Origin of the sequence: Verrucomicrobium sp. BvORR106 (assembly GCF_000739655.1) — a bacterium.
In the GTDB taxonomy this organism is placed as follows: Bacteria; Verrucomicrobiota; Verrucomicrobiia; order Verrucomicrobiales; family Verrucomicrobiaceae; genus Verrucomicrobium.
Genome location: NZ_BATR01000133.1, coordinates 39422 through 58038 on the forward strand (window position 1 = coordinate 39422; position 18617 = coordinate 58038).

At 61.7% G+C, this 18617-nt stretch carries 19 protein-coding genes; 15 read left to right on the top strand and 4 right to left on the bottom strand.

The window, feature by feature from the left end:
- Positions 1-122 precede the first annotated feature (122 nt).
- The 4 genes from BV106_RS25000 (at position 123) to BV106_RS25015 (ending at position 3768) form a co-directional block, all read left to right on the top strand.
- Positions 123-1088 carry an ABC transporter substrate-binding protein gene (locus BV106_RS25000; protein ID WP_038169228.1) on the top strand — a complete coding sequence of 322 codons (966 nt, stop codon included), beginning with the start codon at positions 123-125 and terminating at the stop codon, positions 1086-1088.
- A 91-nt stretch (positions 1089-1179) separates the two neighbouring features.
- Positions 1180-2310 (top strand): ABC transporter permease, encoded by a 1131-nt coding sequence (locus tag BV106_RS25005; RefSeq protein WP_051946305.1) that lies wholly within the window; start codon positions 1180-1182, stop codon positions 2308-2310.
- Entirely contained in the window at positions 2307-3212 is a 906-nt protein-coding gene (locus BV106_RS25010) for an ABC transporter ATP-binding protein (RefSeq protein WP_038169229.1), read from the top strand. Before BV106_RS25005 ends, BV106_RS25010 begins: the two co-directional genes overlap by 4 nt.
- Positions 3213-3348: 136 nt before the next feature.
- Positions 3349-3768, top strand: a complete 420-nt coding sequence (locus tag BV106_RS25015; protein ID WP_038169231.1) for an exosortase system-associated protein, TIGR04073 family — start codon at positions 3349-3351, stop codon at positions 3766-3768.
- A 326-nt stretch (positions 3769-4094) separates the two neighbouring features.
- Here BV106_RS25015 and BV106_RS25020 read toward each other — a convergent pair whose 3' ends face one another.
- Entirely contained in the window at positions 4095-4730 is a 636-nt protein-coding gene (locus tag BV106_RS25020) for a L,D-transpeptidase family protein (RefSeq protein WP_051946306.1), read from the bottom strand.
- Positions 4731-4821: 91 nt separating this feature from the next.
- The gene (locus BV106_RS36225; protein ID WP_265596050.1) at positions 4822-5910 is read right to left on the bottom strand and encodes a leucine-rich repeat domain-containing protein; all 1089 of its coding nucleotides are present in this window, start codon (positions 5908-5910) and stop codon (positions 4822-4824) included.
- 115 nt (positions 5911-6025) lie between these two features.
- Between BV106_RS36225 and BV106_RS25030 the strand changes: the two genes are divergently transcribed.
- From BV106_RS25030 to BV106_RS25060, 7 genes are all read left to right on the top strand, one after another.
- On the top strand, positions 6026-7855 hold the full coding sequence (locus BV106_RS25030) for a metallophosphoesterase family protein (RefSeq protein WP_038169232.1): 1830 nt from the start codon (positions 6026-6028) through the stop codon (positions 7853-7855).
- 5 nt (positions 7856-7860) lie between these two features.
- Positions 7861-8187 (top strand): hypothetical protein, encoded by a 327-nt coding sequence (locus tag BV106_RS25035; protein ID WP_038169234.1) that lies wholly within the window; start codon positions 7861-7863, stop codon positions 8185-8187.
- 58 nt (positions 8188-8245) lie between these two features.
- Positions 8246-8539 (top strand): putative quinol monooxygenase, encoded by a 294-nt coding sequence (locus tag BV106_RS25040; RefSeq protein ID WP_051946308.1) that lies wholly within the window; start codon positions 8246-8248, stop codon positions 8537-8539.
- A gap of 39 nt (positions 8540-8578) precedes the next feature.
- Entirely contained in the window at positions 8579-9316 is a 738-nt protein-coding gene (locus tag BV106_RS25045) for a DUF2071 domain-containing protein (RefSeq protein ID WP_038169236.1), read from the top strand.
- Between the two features lie 65 nt (positions 9317-9381).
- Positions 9382-9930 carry a sigma-70 family RNA polymerase sigma factor gene (locus BV106_RS25050; RefSeq protein WP_038169238.1) on the top strand — a complete coding sequence of 183 codons (549 nt, stop codon included), beginning with the start codon at positions 9382-9384 and terminating at the stop codon, positions 9928-9930.
- The gene (locus BV106_RS25055) at positions 9927-11468 is read left to right on the top strand and encodes a LamG-like jellyroll fold domain-containing protein (RefSeq protein WP_038169239.1); all 1542 of its coding nucleotides are present in this window, start codon (positions 9927-9929) and stop codon (positions 11466-11468) included. Before BV106_RS25050 ends, BV106_RS25055 begins: the two co-directional genes overlap by 4 nt.
- A gap of 152 nt (positions 11469-11620) precedes the next feature.
- Positions 11621-12508: an AraC family transcriptional regulator gene (locus tag BV106_RS25060; protein WP_051946309.1), complete on the top strand. Its 888-nt coding sequence runs from the start codon at positions 11621-11623 to the stop codon at positions 12506-12508.
- Between the two features lie 3 nt (positions 12509-12511).
- On the opposite strand, the gene BV106_RS25065 is transcribed toward BV106_RS25060, so the two are convergent.
- Entirely contained in the window at positions 12512-13357 is an 846-nt protein-coding gene (locus tag BV106_RS25065) for a class I SAM-dependent methyltransferase (protein WP_081892247.1), read from the bottom strand.
- Positions 13357-14979 carry an FAD-dependent oxidoreductase gene (locus BV106_RS25070; RefSeq protein WP_038169275.1) on the bottom strand — a complete coding sequence of 541 codons (1623 nt, stop codon included), beginning with the start codon at positions 14977-14979 and terminating at the stop codon, positions 13357-13359. The genes BV106_RS25065 and BV106_RS25070 overlap by 1 nt, the downstream gene beginning before the upstream one ends.
- Before the next feature lie 142 nt (positions 14980-15121).
- On the opposite strand from BV106_RS25070, the gene BV106_RS25075 reads away from it, so the two are divergent.
- The 4 genes from BV106_RS25075 to BV106_RS25090 all read left to right on the top strand — a co-directional run bounded on the left by BV106_RS25075 (position 15122) and on the right by BV106_RS25090 (position 18436).
- Complete coding sequence (locus BV106_RS25075; protein WP_038169241.1) at positions 15122-15907, top strand: hypothetical protein; 786 nt, start codon at positions 15122-15124, stop codon at positions 15905-15907.
- Between the two features lie 46 nt (positions 15908-15953).
- A complete protein-coding gene (locus tag BV106_RS25080; protein WP_265596051.1) occupies positions 15954-16454 on the top strand; it encodes a cupin domain-containing protein in 501 nt (166 codons plus the stop codon).
- 101 nt (positions 16455-16555) lie between these two features.
- Complete coding sequence (locus tag BV106_RS25085) at positions 16556-17350, top strand: PEP-CTERM sorting domain-containing protein (RefSeq protein WP_038169244.1); 795 nt, start codon at positions 16556-16558, stop codon at positions 17348-17350.
- Positions 17351-17413: 63 nt separating this feature from the next.
- Positions 17414-18436: an LLM class flavin-dependent oxidoreductase gene (locus tag BV106_RS25090; RefSeq protein ID WP_038169246.1), complete on the top strand. Its 1023-nt coding sequence runs from the start codon at positions 17414-17416 to the stop codon at positions 18434-18436.
- The last annotated feature ends 181 nt before the right edge of the window (positions 18437-18617 follow it).

The window sequence follows — 18617 nt, forward strand, 5'->3', positions numbered from 1 at the left end:
CGGGAGCTTGGCCTGCCACCTGCTTGCACAAATAGCTCCGAGCTCTCCACCGTCGTCGTGCAGGCTCACAAGTGCACACGTTTTATAAAAAAGGTAACACACTCGAAACCGACCCTCTCATCATGAAGATCAAGATCCTCTCTCTTCTCGCTGCCCTGGGCTGCGCGCTCCAGCTCCAGGCCGAGCCGCTCAAGGTGGCCTACTCTGACTGGCCGGGCTGGACCGTGCTGGAGGTCGCCAAGCAAAAGGGCTGGTTCAAAGAGGCCGGGGTGGATGTGGAGCTGCTCTGGTTCGAGTACCTGCCTTCCTTGGATGCGTTTGCGGCGGGCAAGGTGGATGCCGTGCTGGCCGTGCACACGGACGCCCTTGTGACTGGTGCCAATGGAGCGAAGAGCAAGATCATCGCCGCTACGGACTACAGCAATGGCAACGACAAGATCATTGGCAAACCCGGCATCAAGTCCATCAAGGACCTCAAGGGTAAGAAGGTCGGCCTGGAGTTGACCCTCGTGGAACACCTCCTTCTGCTAAAGGCCCTTGAGATGAATGGCCTCAAGCAGGGTGATGTGGAGCTTGTCAACGCCGCCACCAACGACACGCCTCAGACACTGGCCTCTGGTCAGGTGGATGCCATCGGTGCCTGGTATCCCATCGCCGGGCAGGCGCTCACCCAGGTGGCGAATTCCACCCCGCTCTTCACCAGCGCAGATGCTCCTGGCCTCATCTATGATGTGGTCGCCGTCAATCCCGTCAGCTTGAATGATCGCAAGGACGACTGGGGCAAGTTTCTCAAGGTGTACTTCCGCTGCATCGACTACATCCTCGATCCCAAGACTGAGGAAGACGCCGTGAAAATCATGGCCGCCAAGGTGGGTGCTGACCCTGCCGAATATAAGAAGAACATTCCCGGCACGAAGTTCCTCACGCTCAAGGAGGCCAAGGCCGTCATGAAAAAGGGCGACGGCCTGGGTTCCCTCTACGGCTCCCTCACCATTGGCGACAAGTTCAATGTGGACAACAAGGTGTACAAGGAGTCGCAGAAGCCGGCTTCCTACGTCGCCCCCAGCCTCCTGCAGAGCCTGGAGTAAGGCTCCCTTCCACCGCCCGGACGTGCCCAGTTCCAATCCGGGACTGGCACGTCCTGTGCGGATGTCATTTCATTGATTTCCCGGCGCACTCATGGTTTCTCCCTCACCTCTCCCCAAGCGCGATTCGGACTTTCTCGGCCTCAAAAAGGAACTGCCGCCCCGGCGGAACTGGCTGCTCGGCGCAGCTTCGTTTCTTCTCCCTCTGGTGCTGTGGTCCATCGTCTCCTACGTCCCGTGGCTGTGGCATCCCCTGGTGCACATCACCGATGCGGGCGAGGTGGAGATGTTCTCTGAGGGGATGGACCTGCCCCGGGCCGACTTTGACCGCGCCAATGCCCAGGCTGTGAAAGAAGGGCTTGCTCCTGGTAATGGCGTCCGGGTGAATCCCGTTTACCTGCCCGCTCCTCACGAGGTGGCCCGCGCCTTCTACACCGCCTTCACCACCCCGCCCCGCCTGCCCGGGGAACCCTGGCTGCACCAGAGTCTCTGGCACAGCGTCAAGGTGATCGCGTCCGGTTTCCTTCTCTCCTCACTGATCGGTGTCCCACTGGGCATTCTGTGCGGATCCTTCCGCTTCTTCTCCCGTCTCCATGAGCCGTTCATCGAGTTCTTCCGTTATCTCCCCGCACCGGCATTTGGAGCCCTGTGTGTGGCCATGCTCGGCATTCATGATGCGCCCAAGGTGGCGATCATCTTTATCGGCACCTTCTTCCAGCAGGTCCTCGTCATCGCCAACACCGTCAGGAAGGTGGACCCAGGCCTGATTGAGGCGGCCCAGACGCTGGGCGCCTCCCGCCGGAGACTGGTCACCCGGGTGATCATTCCTTCCAGTATCCCAGAGATCTTCACAGACATGCGCATCCTGCTGGGCTGGGCGTGGACCTATCTCATCGTCGCAGAAATCATCGGGGCCACCTCCGGACTCACCTGGTTCATCAACCAGCAGGCCCGCTATCGAAACTTCGACAATGTGTACGCCGCCATCTGTTTGATCGGCTTCATCGGTCTGGGCACGGACATCCTCCTGGCCAAGCTTGGCACCTTGATCTTCCCCTGGCGTCGCCGCAATCGTGGCCCCTCCTTCTTGGGAAGCATGATTACCCGCCTCATCAAGCCGCTGAAGAAATCCATCAGTAACGCCGGTTCATCCGCTCCTTCGGCGACGCCTGACACCACCTCCCCGCCGACCCCGACCGCTGCTGACACCCCTCCTTCCGCATGAGCGCTTCCCCTCTGCCCACTTCTACCGACTATCGTACGCAGGAACCCGCGGTGGCAGATCGCTTCAAGCGGCTCTACCAGCGCCCCGTCATCCTGAGCGTGGACAACCTGCGCAAGGACTTCGGGTCCAACGGCAGCACGCGGACCGTCTTCGACAACCTTAGCTTCAACATCCACCGGAGAGAGTTCATCACGGTCATTGGGCCATCAGGATGCGGGAAGTCCACCTTCATCCGTATCGCCGCGGGTCTGGACGACGCGTCCGGCGGCCAGATCCTGCTTGATGGGCAACCTGTCTCCGGCCCAGGGCCAGATCGCGGCATGGTCTTCCAGGGGTACACCCTGTTCCCCTGGCTCACCGTGAAGCGGAATGTCATGTTCGGCCTGGAGATGCGGGGCAAGGACAAATCCACTGCAGAAAACGAGGCCGGGCTCTGGCTGGACATGGTGGGGCTCTCCAAATTTGAGAACTCTTACCCGCACGAACTCTCGGGCGGCATGAAGCAACGGGTGGCCATTGCCCGGGCCCTGGCCAATGAACCCCGGGTCCTCATCATGGATGAACCGTTCGGTGCCCTGGATGCCCAGACGCGCGCCCAGATGCAGAGCTACTTGCTCCAGATCTGGCGCAAGGTGGATGTCACCATCCTCTTTATTACCCACGATCTTGATGAGGCCTGCTACCTTTCCGACCGCATTCTCGTCCTCGGCACCAATCCCGGCCGCGTGGTGGAGTTCATTGAGAACCCCGTGCCCCGCCCGCGTAGCCCGGCGCAGTTCGCCTCGCCTGAATTTCAGGCGCTAAAGCAGCGGCTTGAGGAGCTCATCCATCCACCGGTCGAGATCGAGGAACAGCAGCTTCCGATGGTCCGGCTCACTGAAGCTGGCGATGATGTGGAATAGGAGGCGACGACCAGACGAGGCACCTTTGACGATTTTGATTCTGAAGAATTCGCCACCTGCTCATTTTCTGGACTTTTTGATCCTTTCCTGCTTGCCAAACCACGGCAAAATTGGCTAACTTTCACTTAATTCTTTCATGAAAAATCGTATCACCCTCATGCTTGTCGGTGCCCTCACCTTGGGCAGCCTCGCTTTCGCGGACATTCAGGCTCCTCCCGGGGCTAAGTGGAACTGGAGCCGCAAGCTCTCCCGCTCACTGGCGAACCTGGCTTACGGCGTGACGGAGTATCCCACGACCTGGAGCAAAGTTGAGCGTCAGGACGGCGTGAATGCAGCCGCCACGTCCATGGTTGTTGAAGGCACCTCCCGCACCTTGGTGCGCGTGGGCTATGGCCTCTTCGAACTGGTCACCTTCCCCTTCCCGGCCTACAAGGGCGGCTACAAGCCCCCGTACTACAAGGACGAGCGTTTCGACACCTGGTATGGCTATGAGGAATTCCCCCCTCAGCTCGGCTTCACTTCCCAGGCCCGCTACAGCCGTACGCAGAGCAACTAAGCTGACGGTCTGAGTTTGATTTCATGAAAAAGGCGAACCGCAAGGTTCGCCTTTTTTTGTTGGAAGTTAAAGAGGGGCGAATGGATTACGAGAAACTCCTCCTGCTACACGACGGGTCCCAAGGAGCGGCGGTTTGTGCTTCAAGCACAACCGCCGATGGTGACCAGAGGGATCCGGTGCACAACCGATGAATAACGGTCGAGCCCCCTGTTTTTGGAGGCATAGGGCGGACTGAACGATTGCCCGCTTCGCTTCCCATCGGCGGTTGTGCAAGCACAATCCGCCGCTCCTTGTTCTAGAACACGGGAGAAACAGCCCGCCACTCCTCAATCCTTCTTGTCCGGCGACTTCGCCAGGATCGTCACCGGCGTGCCGATCGTCGTGTTGGCAAAGAACTTCTGCGCCATGTAGCGGGGCACGCGGATGCAGCCGTGGGAGGCGGTCGCACCGGGGCGCGGAATTGGTCCCACGTGGAGACCCACGCCATCATTGGTCAGGCGCTGGAACATGGGCATGCGAGCTGGCGAAAATTGATGCCCTTCCGGCACCTCTTCCTTGCTCAAGTTGAAATCGCTATCCACCACCTTGCCGTCCACATCCAGGAGCTTGCCGTACAAGTTGGAGATCTTGTCCGGGGTCTTTTCGATGATCCGGAAATTGCCAGCAGGTGTGGGATGGGAAGGTTTCCCGGTGGCCACGTAGGTCCAGCCCACCAGCTTCTTGCCGCGGTAGAACTCTGCCTTCTGGGTATCCAGATAGATCACGATGGACGCGTCCCCTTGCACACCGTCCCCCTCCCAGTGGTACATCACAAACTTGGCAGGCTCTGCCGCAGGTTTCTGGTGCCGCTTGCCTGTCGCACAAGAGGACAATCCCAAAGCGACCGCCAATGCCAGCAGCGCACCGGTTTTCAGTGTCCAAGATGCAGCAATGGAGCGGAAAGACAGATTCAGTTTTCTCATGGGAGTTCGCCGCATCTATAAGCGAAGGCACCGGGCCTGACAAGCCCCATGTGCCCTCCGATAGGGCCCTTCCGCCCGCCTGCTCCGACCGTCAGGGATTCACCCGCAGGTGGGCCGCCTTCAGCTCTTCCACCAGCTTTTTAGAGTCATCCGAGAGCGGGTTGCCGCCCAGGTAAAGATTCAGATAGGGAGCGAAGCGCCGGGGACCATCAAGGTCCTTTTTCAGCATGCGATGCAACGGCGCCAGATCCATCACCTTGTTGCCATCCAGAAAAATCCAGCGCAACTCCGTGAGGGGTTCCAGAGGGGACGCATCCACGATCTGGTTGTTCTTCAGCGACAGCATGCCCAGCCACTTCAAGGCGCCGATGCCGGCGATGCTGGTCAGCTTGTTATCATCCAGATAGAGGGACGAGGCCTTCGGCAGTTTGAACAGAGGACTCGCATCAACAATCTGGTTGCCGGACAGGTAGATGGAGGTGAGCGCGGGAATGCCTCCCAACGGCGTCACGTCCTTCACTTTATTGCCGGTGAGTTCGAGGTATTGCAGTCCTTTCAGAGTACCCAGCGCGGTGATGTCCTCCACCTGGTTCCCCGCCAGATCCACAAACTGCAGACGCTCCAGGCCCTTGAGCGGCGACACATCCTTCACCTCGTTGTTGGCCAGTTCCAGCTGCGCCAGAGCCTTGCACTGCTCCAGACCGGAGAGATCCGTGATCTTCAGGCCCTTGCCTTGGACAAAGGAGATGTTCTCCACGTCGGCGGCATAGAGAGGCTCATTGTTGTCCCGCTTGGCGAACACCTGCTTGCGCACTGCTGTCTCCAGATTCTTGTCCTTGAAGACCGGCACCTGCGGAGGAGCAGCGGGCTTCTCATCCTTTTTCTTTTCCTCAGGCTTGGCTTCGGCGGCTTTGGGAGCGTCCGGCTTCTTCTCTTCTTTCTTGGGCTCTGCGGGCTTGGCCTCCGCTGGTTTCTTTTCTTCCGGCTTCTTGGCTGGCTCCGCAGGCTTGTTCTCCGCAGCCGCGGTGGCTGGAGCTGGAGCGGGAGTCGCTGAGGGTGCTTGAGCCGGAGCAGGCACGGGTGCGGGGGCAGCAGGCGCGGCCGCAGGCGGGTTGTCTGCACCACGCGACAATCCTACGATGGACAAAACGGTGATTCCTGTGAGGAGACGGAAGTTCATGTCGAAGACAATGGGAGGTTCCTTATTCGTGGCTTGCCAATACGTGATCACGCGTGGCAAACTTTCGCCACCCAACACAGGAAAGTCACCCGTGAGGCAACGCCCGGCTCCCGCCATGAAAAGACTTTTTCCCGTCCTCGTCACGCTGTTTTCGTCTTCCCTCCTGCTCTCCGCCCAGTCTCCCGCCAAGACTGAGAGCCCGCCGCCCAGAAAACGCGAGCCGCTCATCGTCCCGGACGTCCCGCGAAACGAACTCATCTGCTTCGCCCTCTACACCACCAGCCGGGGCGTCCTCAAGATGTCGACCTTCCTCTACCCGCTGAAGGACGGTGAGGAGCGCAAGCTGACCCTCGAGGTGATGAGGGACGAAAAGTGGCAACCTCTCTCGGAAGCGCCCGTGGAGGAACTGGGGTGGATGGCCCAGTTCCGCGTCTCCCCCTGGGACGATGCCAAGGAGCACCGCTACCGCATCACCCATGCGGGCGGCTCCATTTACGAAGGCGTCATCCGGCGCAATCCGGTGGACAAGGACGAGATCGTCGTGGCGAACTTTTCCTGCAACGGCAACAACGACCGCGGTCCCCGGGAGGACATCATCCGCAACATCAAGGCCCAGAATCCTGACCTCCTTTTCTTCGCGGGAGACCAGAGCTACGATCACAAGGAACACTATGCCGCCTGGCTGCTCTTTGGCCGGCAGTTCGGGGAAATATGCCGGGACCGCCCGGTAGTGACCATTCCGGACGACCACGATGTGGGGCACCCGAACCTCTGGGGTGAAGGCGGTGAAATCTCCCGGGTCCCCACCGGCAACGATGGCGGTTATTTCATGCCAGTGCCCTATGTGAACATGGTGCAGCGGGCTCAGTGTGGGCACCTGCCAGATCCCGCGGATCCTACTCCGGTGAAAAATGGCATCACCGTGTACTACACCTCACTCCAGCTCGGCGGCATTGACTTTGCCATCCTCGAAGATCGCAAGTGGAAGACCGGCCCCGCAGGATTGGTGCCCCAGATGGGCCCCCGCCCGGATCACATCAACGACCCGAACTATGACCGCCAGAGCATCGACGTGCCGGAGGCGCAGCTTCTCGGAGACCGCCAGCTCAAGTTCCTGGAAACTTGGGCCAACTCCTGGAATGGCGTGGAGATGAAGTGTGTTCTTTCCCAAACCCCGTTCGTGGGCACGGCACACCTGCATGGTGGCAAAGCGGACCGGCTCCTCGCTGATCTTGATTGCAATGGCTGGCCGCAAAGCGGGCGCAACGCCGCCCTGCGGGTGATTCGCCGAGGCTTCGCCGTGCACCTCTGCGGAGACCAGCATCTCTCCACCGTGTGCCAGTACGGCATCAATGCCTGGGGAGATGCGCCTTGGGCCTTCGCCTCCCCGGCCATTGCCAACATCTATCCACGCTCTTGGGATCCGCTTGAGAAGCCGAAGAGACACGATGCTGCGTCTACCCTCCCTGCCACCGGCGACTACTACGACGGCTTCGGTAACAAGCTCACCATGCGCGCCTATTTCAATGCGGTGCCGGAGAACAACATGGGTATTGGCTACGGCATCGCCCGCTTCCGCAAGAGTACACGTGAAATCACCTTTGAACTCTGGAAGCGCGGTGCAGACGTCACCAAGGACAAACCCGTCACTGGGTGGCCGGTCACGATCCGCCAGCAGGACAACTACGGTCGCGCGCCCCTCGGCTGGCTCCCCACTTTGAGAATCTCAGGTGCCAAAGATCCGGTCGTCCGCATCGTCGAAGAATCCTCAGGCGAGACCGTCTATGCTCTGCGGATTCAGGGAAACCAGTTTCGGCCCAAGATCTTCAACGCCGGAAGTTACACCGTTGTCGTAGGTGAAGGTGACCATCAAGTCACGCTTCCCAATGTCAGCTCCCTGTCACTGGATGCGCCGGAACAGAATCTCGAAATCATCATACCCTGACCTCCATGGGCGGCTTTTCCTGGGCAGTTGTCATCATGTACTACATCCTCGGTGCGGGTACCGGGGTGTTTTTGGCGCTTTGGAAATGCCCGTATGTCTTCGCCAACCCGGATCGCCTGATCGTCTATTCGGTGTTGTTCGGGTTGATCACGCTGGGTGGCGGTCTCGGCGGACTGGTCCAAAGTATTCCGGGGACCACGCCGGATACTTACCTGATTCCGCCTGACGAGCCGGTAAACACCCGCGCCAGCCTCTTGGTGATGTCCTGCTCCATGGCCATCGGCGCGGCCTTGTTGGGATTCGCGCTTTACCGCCATCTGGCCCCCGGCTAAAGAACGCCTGCACATCTGCCCGAGAGGCAGCCTGCGTTTCCATCCCACCCACTTCCCTATGATCTCCCTTATTGTCACCGTTGAAGTCCACCCTGAGCGCGTGGACGAGTTCATCCAGTACATCACGGAAGAAGCCGCTGACGCCCGCACCAAGGAGCCCGGTTGCCGTCGCTTTGAGATCAGCCAGAGCGTGGACAAGCCCAACCTCTTTACCCTCACCGAGGGCTACGATGATCTGGCCGCCCTGGAGGCCCACCGCCTCACCCCGCACTTCCTGCTGTTCCGTCAGCGTGCCGATTCCGGGCTGATTCTCAGCAAGCAGTCCGTTTGCGGCAACATCATCGACGCCTGATCTCAGGCCGGAGGTTGTCCGGCCATCACTCCGTTTTCCATGGGTCTGCCCACGTTGGATCACCGCCTGGGGGTGCGCGCACGACCGCCGCACCCCCATGTCATGTACCAGACGTGGAGTCACCTGCTCTTCCTCCACTGGGAGTGGGATGCTGCGGCCATCCAGCGCACCCTGCCCCCAGGGCTGCATGTGGATACTTTCGGCGGAAACGCCTGGGTGGGCCTGGTCCCTTTCTTCATGCGGAACATCCGCCCTAGGTACCTTCCTGCCGTGCCCTGGGTGAGCTATTTCCTCGAGCTCAATGTCCGCACTTATGTGCACGATGACGAGGGTCGCCCGGGGGTCTGGTTCTACTCGCTGGACTGCAACCAGCCTCTCGCCGTGTGGACGGCACAAACTTTTTTCCACCTGCCCTACCAGCATGCCCGGATGTCAGCAGAATTTGGCGTCGGGCAGGAGATTAACTACCGCTGCCACCGGGCCGGCGCCCCAGAGGGCTCTGAATTCCGCTATCAGTTGGGAGCCACTCCTACCCTGGCCGAGCTGGGGACGCTGGAGTTCTTCCTGGCGGAGCGCTACCTCCTCTTTTCCCGCACCCCTCGCGGGATCCTTCGCGGTCAGGTGCATCATGAGCCCTACCCGCTTGTCCCTGCGAAAGTAAGCGCTTGGGATGACCGCATCCTCCAGATGCAGGGCTTTGCCAGCCCCGGTCGCCCGCCCGATCACGTGGTGGGCTCTCCGGGCGTGGATGTCCGGGTCTATCCCTTGCAGCGGTGACGCAGGGAGCCGTCGGCGATTTTTCTTGCTAACCTTCGCGGAACTCCCGGAATGGAGATTGGGTCATGTCAGATCCTGCACCAGTCCCCGGCTCCGCAGAGCACCAGCAAGCGCTGGTGCAGCGGCTGTTCGTGCAGCACATTGTCCCACTCCGCGGCTTCCTGCTCGGCCTGACCACGGACTTCCACCGGGTGGATGATCTGGTGCAGGAGACCTTTCTCACGGCCCTGAAAAAGGCGGCCGATTTTCAGGAGGGAACCAACTTCCGCGCCTGGCTCTACAGCATCGCCCGCTACAAGCTCCTGGCCACCTTCCGCGATGCCAGCCGGGAGCCTGCGTCGTCCCTGAGTCCAGATGTGATCGAGGCCCTCTGCGCGGTGGAGCCCGACTTCTCCAGCAACGACGAACGCCTCCGCCACCTGCCCGACTGCCTGCAAAAACTGGCCCCGCAGGCACGCCACGCCATGGAGCTGTGCTACCAGCAGACCAAACGCCCGGCAGAGATCGCGGCCTGCATGGGCTGGACCCCCGGAGCCGTGAAGGTGACCCTCTCCCGGGCCAGGTCCGTGGTGCGCGAGTGCATTGAACGAAAACTCGCCGGAGGTCTCGCATGAACGGCGCCCGGTTGCAGCACCTGCTGGAGCTTCACTTTGACGGCGGGATGGCGGAAGCAGAACGCCAGGAGATGGAAGGCCTGCTCCGCGAACATCCCGAGGCCCGCACAGCCTACTGGAAGGCGGCGGAATGGCACGCCCTCTTCCGGCAATGGGGTGAGGAAACTACGGGAAGACAGGCGGCGGAAAAGATGCTGCAGGAAGTGACCGTACCGGCTCCACCGGTAGCCCGTCGTTCCCGCAAGCTGACCCTGCTCGCCCTGGCCACTCTGGGGGCCGTTGTGGCAGCCTGCCTCCTGCTCGGCCCGTTGTGGTTCGCTCCGCCCGTCGCAACCGTTGTTCAGGAGTCCGATGCCGTCTGGAGCCCGGCGGGACTGGTGCCTGAGCCCGGCAGCGCCATGAAGCGCGGCACGCTGATCCTGGAGAAAGGCTCGGCTGTTGTTTCCTTATCCCAAGGGGCCAGCCTGGTGTTGGAAGGTCCTGCCAGAATCCGGATCGACCGGGCCAATCGCATCGAGCTTCAGGAGGGGCGGCTCCGCGCCCGGGTCCCCACCCAGGCACACGGCTTCACCGTCATCACCCCGCACTTCACCGTGGTCGATCTGGGCACGGAGTTCGGCTGCCAGGTCCTGCCGGATGGCTCGGGCGAGGTGCACGTCATGGAAGGCAGCGTGGAAGTGCGTCCCCGCGATGCCCAGTTCACTCCTAAAACCCTGAACGTGCATCAGGCCCTCCGCATTCGACCAGAAGGAGCCACGGCCATTGCCAGCGAGCCAGCCAGATTCCTCGGCCAGGAACAGTTCGCGCTGGAGCGGCGTACCCGGCAGGAGGCCCAGTTTGCCGCGTGGCGTACTGCGAGCCGTGAGCTGGCGGCAAACGCATCCACCCTGCTCCACCTCGATTTCGAAACCGGCAGCGACACCCGACTGATGAACCGGGCCAATCCCGTGCATGCCGGTGCTGAGGCCATCATCCAGGGCTGTCGGTGGACCCAAGGGCGCTGGACGGGCAAAGGGGGGCTGGAGTTCAGCTCCCCGGAGGACCGGCTCCGCATCACGGTGAATGGCACCTACCCGGCCATGACGCTGATCACGTGGATCAAGTCAGCCGACTTGGCCTCCCGCCAGCATTTGCTGGCCCCCTCCGGGGACTACCGCCCGGGCGAGATGGATTGGATCATCAACTCCGACGGGACCTGGGGCATCGGCGTGCACCTGAGCACCGCCGGCGATCCCGCACGCAACTGGCGCGTCACGCTCGCCCCGGCCGGCCTGACCCCAGGCCGGTGGCACATGCTCTCAGCGGTACTGGACACCCCGGCGCGGAAGGCCTCGCTCTATCTCGACGGCGTCCTGGTGACCGAGGGATTCCTTGAGGGCCGCACGCCGCTAAGCCTGGGCAGCCTGGTAATCGGGAACTCAGACCGGCATCGTACCCTGCGCCCCAACTTCCGCGGCCGCATGGACGAGCTGAGTGCCCACAGCATCGCGCTGCCTGCGGCTGAGATCCGCCTTCTCTACGAGGCGGGCCACCCGTAGGCTCGCGACGATCCGAAAAGATAATCTGCTAACGGGCAGGCAGCTTTCGGAATGAGAAGGGTGACGCAGAGCTTCGTCCATCACGTGGACACCAGCTCGGCCCTCGCCCTTCAGCAACTGGAGTCGCACGCTCCATCACCCCTGATCCTCCCATGGACTACTTCCTCAATGGCAGCCCCAAAGGGACCACCCTGGCCATCCCCCGCAAACGAAGCATCCCGGCCCCGGAGGAAGAGGACCTGCCCAACCCACCCCGGGCCTTCCAGGCCAGTTTCTTCCGCCGCATGGGCAGCCTGCAGCAGTTCCGGGAGCTGTTCGACTTCCTGCCGGACGTGGAATACTTCGCCAAGGACACGGAGAGCCGATTCGTGGCGATCAGCGCCGGCATGCTGCGGCGCATTGGTGCCGCCAGCGAGGAAGAATACCTCGGCGTCTCAGACGCTGTCATTCACCCGCCTTCTATTGCCCGCGAAATCCGCCGGGACGATCTGGAGGTCATGCGCTCGCGCAAACCCATCATCGACCGCGTGGAGGCTCTGTTCGCCCGCACCCGGGCCCGCGACTGGTTCCTCACCACCAAGCTGCCCCTCTATGACACCGCCGGGGAGGTGATCGGCGTCATGGGCTTTGTCCGCCCTTACCGTGCGGGCACCAGCAGCGGCGTGCAGGACATCCAGCTTCAGCGGGTGGTCGCCCATATCCAGGAGCATTATCGGGATCGCATCCCCATGGCCCAGCTCGCTCAACTGGCCCACCTCTCCGAGCGGCAGCTCAACCGGAGGTTTCAGGAAACCTTTCGCATGAGCGCCCAGGAGTTCATCATGCGGACCCGCATCCAGGCCGCCAGCGATGATCTGCTCTCCACGGAGAAGTCAGTGGCGGACATCGCGCTGGAGCACGGGTTTTATGATCAGAGCTCCTTCACCAAGCACTTTCGTGTTCACACGGGAGAGACCCCACTGGCATTTCGCCAGTTCCGACGCATCGCGCGGAAGCACGGTGTATCCCGCGCGGTGGAGCAACTCCCCGCAGAGGCCTGAAAATCAATACAGCGGTGCCACTCCCACTCGCACCCGACAGCTCCAGGACCAAGGCCGGACGTTGTTTCCCAGCATCGTCCGGCAGGCCTCGCGTAGATCGGTGAGCCCGATCTCGTCCTCTCCAATGCCGAGCTTCAGCAGTGTCTGTACATGCCCCTGGCTGGTGGAGAGACCAAAGAGGCGATCCCCCGTGCCATCGTCCACGTGATGCACCAGCACCTCCCGCACGTAGGCAAAGTTCCCGGAGTCTTTCATGCGCCCCAGATGCCCCTCCTTCTCCCACTGCCGGAGTTGCGCCGTCACGCCGTGACGGCGCTCCAGATCGCGCGCGGTCTTCATGCATTGCTCATAAGCCTGGTCCACCTGCCAGACTCCCGTGGCCGGAGGCCAGTCGTAGTCAAAGGCGGCGAACACCCCGCCGGGGCGCAGCAGCCGGGCCGCTTCCTTAAAGGTCCCTTCCGGCTCCATCCAATGGAGCGACTGCGCACACGTCACCAAGTCCGCGATGCCTCCCGGCAACCCCGTCTCATGGGAGAAGCCCCGGCGATAGCTCACGCCTGGCAGAGACGTCTGCACGGCCTGCTGCCGCATACTGTCGGACGGCTCCACCCCGACCACCGCATCTGCCTTGCCCGACCAGTAGCGAGTGGACAGCCCGGTGCCTGAACCCAGATCGACCACAAGCCGGGGCCGCTCCACTGCGGCCATGCGACATAGCAAGGGGGCCAGCGCCGGCGGAGGCGAGGGCCGTACCTCATCATAGTGGGCGGAGAATCCCGTAAACCGGGCAATGTTTCCCTCGAATCCCATGTCACCTTTACTGCCGTCAGGATCGTGCGTCGCCTGCATCAGGGAACGTCCAACACCTGCGCGTCCTTCTCAAGGCGCAGTTTGAGCTTCTGATAGTCCAGTTGCTGCACCGGCACCCCGCTGTCCATGGCCAGCACGGCGGCCGTGGCCACGGACTGTCCCATCACCATGAAGGTCCACTCCAGGCGGATGGCTCCGTACGCCACATAACTGGAGGAGGGGCAGGTGGGGGTGAGCAGGTTCACGCATTCTGCGGCTTTGGGCACCACGGAGCGATAGCTCACGCCGAACGGAGCCCACTTGTCCCCGCCAAAGACGGTGCCCTCATTCCAGGCCGCTCCGTCCTTCACGATTCTGCGGGCGTTATGCAGATCAAACGGCCACCAGACCAGCGCGACAGAGTCATCCACCGCCACCTGGTTCTCCTTCCGTCCATGCGCTTCTGTAAGCACGAAGTCGCTGATCATACGTCGGCCGTTGCGCACGTAGAACATGCGCGGCCAGCCGCCGTGATCCTGAAACTCGTCTTTGCATACGCCCCACTGCGACCAGGCCTGACGCACATCTTCCGGCACGCTTGGGTCGTTGGCGGAGAACCAGCAGAGCCCCTGGATGAAGGTCAGGCTGTGCTTGAACAACTCCTGCCGACGCGCGTGGGTTGCCGTGGGCCAGTCGTGATTCCAGCCGATCATGTTGCCAGAGAGATCATGCCAGGAGCCCAGATCCGTTTTGCCATTGGGGAGGGCCGGGCCGGGCTTCCAGAGTTTCCCACCCGCCTTTAAGTAGCGGCGGTAAATCTCGTATTCATCGGGATTGTAGCCATCCGGCTTGGCAAAGGGAATGCGATTGGCAGGATCCTTCGTGAAGCAGAGACGGAAGCAGTAGGCCTGGATGCTCTTATCCCCAGCGCCATGCTCTCCCACCACCCCGTCTTGAATGCAGGCAATCAGGCCGCTGGATGGATCCCCGGGCGTCTTGTAAGGATCCAACTTTACGCTGAACTGGTTGTAGGTCGTGTTGGCACGAATGCCGTTTAGTGTCTCCCCATACTTGGCGTTGCCCTCCCGACCCACGGTGGTGCTCACACCGGCCGCCGCCAGGAGATCCCCTTCATAGGTGGCATCAATAAACATCCGCCCGCGAAACTCCTGCCCCCCTTCCGCCTTGAGCGCCACGAGACGCGGCCCCTCCTTCACCGCGCCGCCTGCGTCCGCTAGCCGGGTTCCCGGAAACAGACGAATCTTGGGAAACTCCTTCATCCAGGTGGAGAACACCTCCTCCGCCACATGCGACTCAAAACGCCACAGCGCCGGTTTCTTCTCCCGCGTTTTCAGCATTTCATCGAACTCGGCCAGTTTCCCGTATCGGCGCGCCGCCTTGCGGTAGAACTGGAGCGTGAGCCCGCCCACGGCCGGACTGTTCTGAAAGGGCTTGTGGTTGTCGATGTCAGATCCCCCCAGCCCTTCCACGCTCATGCCGCCGAAGTGCTGGCTCGGCTCGATCAAGGCCACGCTGCGCCCCATCTTGGCTGCCTGCACAGCCGCCACCACCCCGGCGCTGGTGCCGCCATAGATGACGAGATCCGTCTGGACCGCCTCCTGCCCGGCCAGGGGCAGCGCAGACAGCAGGGTCAGGGCAAGGGAAGCGAGAGGAAGTTTCATGCGTTGAAGAAGTCGGAAATGCCGGATTTTGGACGGAAGAACCTGGTCCGAGATGAACTCATTTTCACCTGGGGAGGCGAACGCTGATCCTCCGAGATTGCCCCGATAGAGCAACCCGCCACCCCGGCGTATAGCATCCTCCATGAATTCACGCACCCTTCATTTCAGCAAGCCTCTCCTGGCCCTCCCTTTCCTCCTGGCGGGACTCACCTCCGCCCCGGCGGCAGACGCGCCCAAGCTGCCCAAGATCCCCTCCAAGTCGATCGCCGTGAAGAAGGAGCTCTTGTTCTCCGATGACTTCCAAGGGGCGACACCGGCCGCTGTCTGGCACAAGGTGGTCCCCACCTTCGCGGTGGAGAATGGCACGCTGAAGGGTACCCAGACTCGCGACCAGAACATTCCTGCCGCCGATGGCAAACCTGCCGTCACCGCCCACGCCGCCGTGCACGGCCTGGAGATCCCCACCAAGGACAGCGTGGTGGAAGTGAAGATCAAGTTCGAAGGCGCATCCATGATCGACGTCGAGTTTGACGACCGCAAGTACACCGGCGCCCACTACGGCCACCTGTGCCGGGCCCAAGTTCGTCTCAATGGCGTCACCATCATCGATGAGCGCGACGGCGGCATGAAGAATGAGATCCGCGAGATGCGCAACAGCACCGACCCTGCCAAGAAGGCGGAGGCCAACAAGCTGCTGGTGGGTCGTCAGGTCACCTACCCGGCCAAGCTGGAGACGGGCAAATGGTACAATCTGGTGGTGGAGACAGTCGGCGACGAAATTCGCGTCACCATCGATGGCGAGCCAGCCGGCTACCTGAAATCCTCCGGCATCGCGCATGCGACCAAGTCCAAGATCGAACTTGGCGTGGCTGGCAAGGACGGCTTCTACGACGACATCAAGGTGTGGAATGCCGCACCCGCCAAGTAAGGCGAACCGGACGCAGCTTCACAAAAACCCCTTCCCCATTCTGCTCATGAGCCACTCCCGATTTGCCCCACGTCATTGGATTGCCGCCGGTTCTCTGGTCGCCGGAGTGGCCATCATGTCCCTTGCACAGGAGCCAGCCCCTGGAGTCGCTGCGTCGCCCCCAGTCGCCGCACCGCCGATGAGTTCCCAGGTCTTTGACTGGGAAAAGATGACCGCCAAGAACACTGCCAAGGGGCAGGTACGAAAAGTCTGCCAGGCCCCCACCGCCACTCTGGATGAACTGGAGTGCCACATCACTACCTTGAACCCCGGTGAGGAAGCCCACCCGCCCCATCAGCACCCCGACGAGGAGCTCATTGTGGTAAAGGAGGGCACGGTAGAATCTCTCGTGAACGGGCAACTGGTTCGCATCGGCCCAGGATCCGTCATCTTCCAGGCAGCCAACCAGATGCACAGCATCCGCAATGTGGGAGACACCCCGGCCACGTATCATGTGATCAAGTGGAACTCTCCCGGCATGCTGAAGGGGCGTCTCCAGAAGAGGTGAGCTGCCCCTGCTACAGATGCCGTTTCACAAACTGACGGACAATGGTACTTATGTACCCGCTGGCTCTCCGTGGCATGCGTCGTGCATGATCCAGCGCCATCATGCGATGGCCCTGCCTGCGTTCCTTCTTGATCCCGGCCCTGATGGTTGTTTCCACAACCCTCCAGGCTGCCACGGTCCTTTCCTCCCACCAGGGAGCCACTGATCCCACGACGGAAGGCTGGGCCAAAAGCGCGAGCGGGGCCACCACCATCGTCACCTCTGACTACACGGACACGGCGGACAGCAACAGGGAGTCCTGGCGGATCTACGACCCGGGGGCCACCTCTGGTGGCACAGGGTTGTACTACCAGACCACCCTCACCGCACCGAAGGTCACAGACATCCTGAGCACGGGTTGGGAGTACATTGCCACCATCAAGGTCCCCACGCTCGACCCCAACGAGAACACGGCCTGGACCACCGGCAGCAACACTTGGGTGGGCTTCCTGGCTGCCAACGACGGATCAGGCAACCGGCGCGCCTGGGCGCTGATGTTTGGCCGGAATGCCACGGGAGGCACCATCGTCTCCGTCTTTGGAGGCACCAACAAAACTCTGGCCCCAGGATACCATGACTACTCCATGGTCTATGACCCTACGACAAAACTCACCACGGTCTCCATCGATGGCACGGTCTGGCTCACCGACTATGCGGGCAGCAATCAAGGAGCAACCAGCGGCTCAAGCCTGCTCTACTGGGGTGACAACAACGCGCAGTCCGCCACTCAGACGGCCCGGGCTGCCTACTACGAATCGGTCGAATTCATCCAGTACTCCGCGGTTCCGGAGCCCGGGCGTATGCTGCTGCTGAGTTCCGCTTTGGTGGTCTGGGCCTTGCGCCGCCGCCGGGGATAGGCGTCTTGTGTCTTGAAGTCTTCTGTCTCTACCCCGTTTGCCGACACGTATCCCTAGGACACCATGCAAATCGGGATCGACAGCTTCGTGGCCACGTCCACCAATACCACCTCCGGCAACGCCATCTCTCCAGCCGAGAGGATGGGCAACCTGCTCGAGGAAATCACCCTCGCGGACGAGTCCGGTCTGGATGCCTTTGGCATTGGCGAGCACCATCGCAGTGAGTTCCTTGATTCCGCACCCGCTGTCATCCTGGCGGCCGCTGCCGCACGCACCCAGCGCATTCGTCTGAACAGCGCTGTCACCGTGCTCAGCGCAGCCGATCCGGTCCGTGTGTTCCAGGAGTTTGCAACCCTTGACCTCATTTCCAAGGGGCGCGCGGAGCTGGTGGTGGGTCGGGGCTCCTTCACAGAGGCCTTTCCCCTCTTCGGCCTCAATGTGCGCGACTACGATTCGCTCTTTGCCGAGAAGCTTGACCTCCTGCTGAAACTGCGTGCCGAGACCCATGTCACCTGGTCCGGGCGGCATCGCGCCCCACTCACCGGGCAGGGCGTCTATCCTCGTCCCCTACAGGAGTCCATTCCCATCTGGCTCGGAGTCGGCGGCACTCCTGCCTCCTTTGTACGGGCTGGCACGCTGGGCCTCCCGCTCATGGTGGCCATCATCGGTGGTGATCCTCGACATTTCCGTCCCCTGATTGATCTCTATCGCCAGGCAGGCCTCGAGGCAGGGCATAAACCAGAAGCGCTCAAAGTCGGACTGCACTGCCTCGGGTTCGTGGGTCAAACCACGGCCGCTGCCAAAGACGACTTCTTCCCCGGTTATGCCGAGTCCTTCACCCGCATCGGCAAAGAACGCGGCTGGCCTCCGACCACGCGTGCGCAGTTCGAAGCCGTGGCCGGACCGAATGGAGCGCTGCTCATCGGCGATCCCGACACGGTCGCGGAGAAGGTCGTCCGTCTGAGCAAGGATCTGGGCGGTATTTCCCGCCTGAACTTTCAGATGACCGTGGCCGCGGTGCCCCATGAGAAGATGCTGGAGTCCATCCGGCTGCTGGGGACAGAGGTCGCGCCGCGGCTGCGGTAAGCAGTACCAAATCCCGTTTGTCCAAGGAGCGGCGGTTTGTGCCTTAAGCACAACCGCCGTGGCGAGCGGAGCAGGCGATCGCCAACTTAAAAAAGCGGTGCATCAGGCCATTGGCGACCGTCACCCAAGTATGAGGCACGTCTCCCTCCGGCCACGATCGGCGGTTGTGCTTGAGGCACAA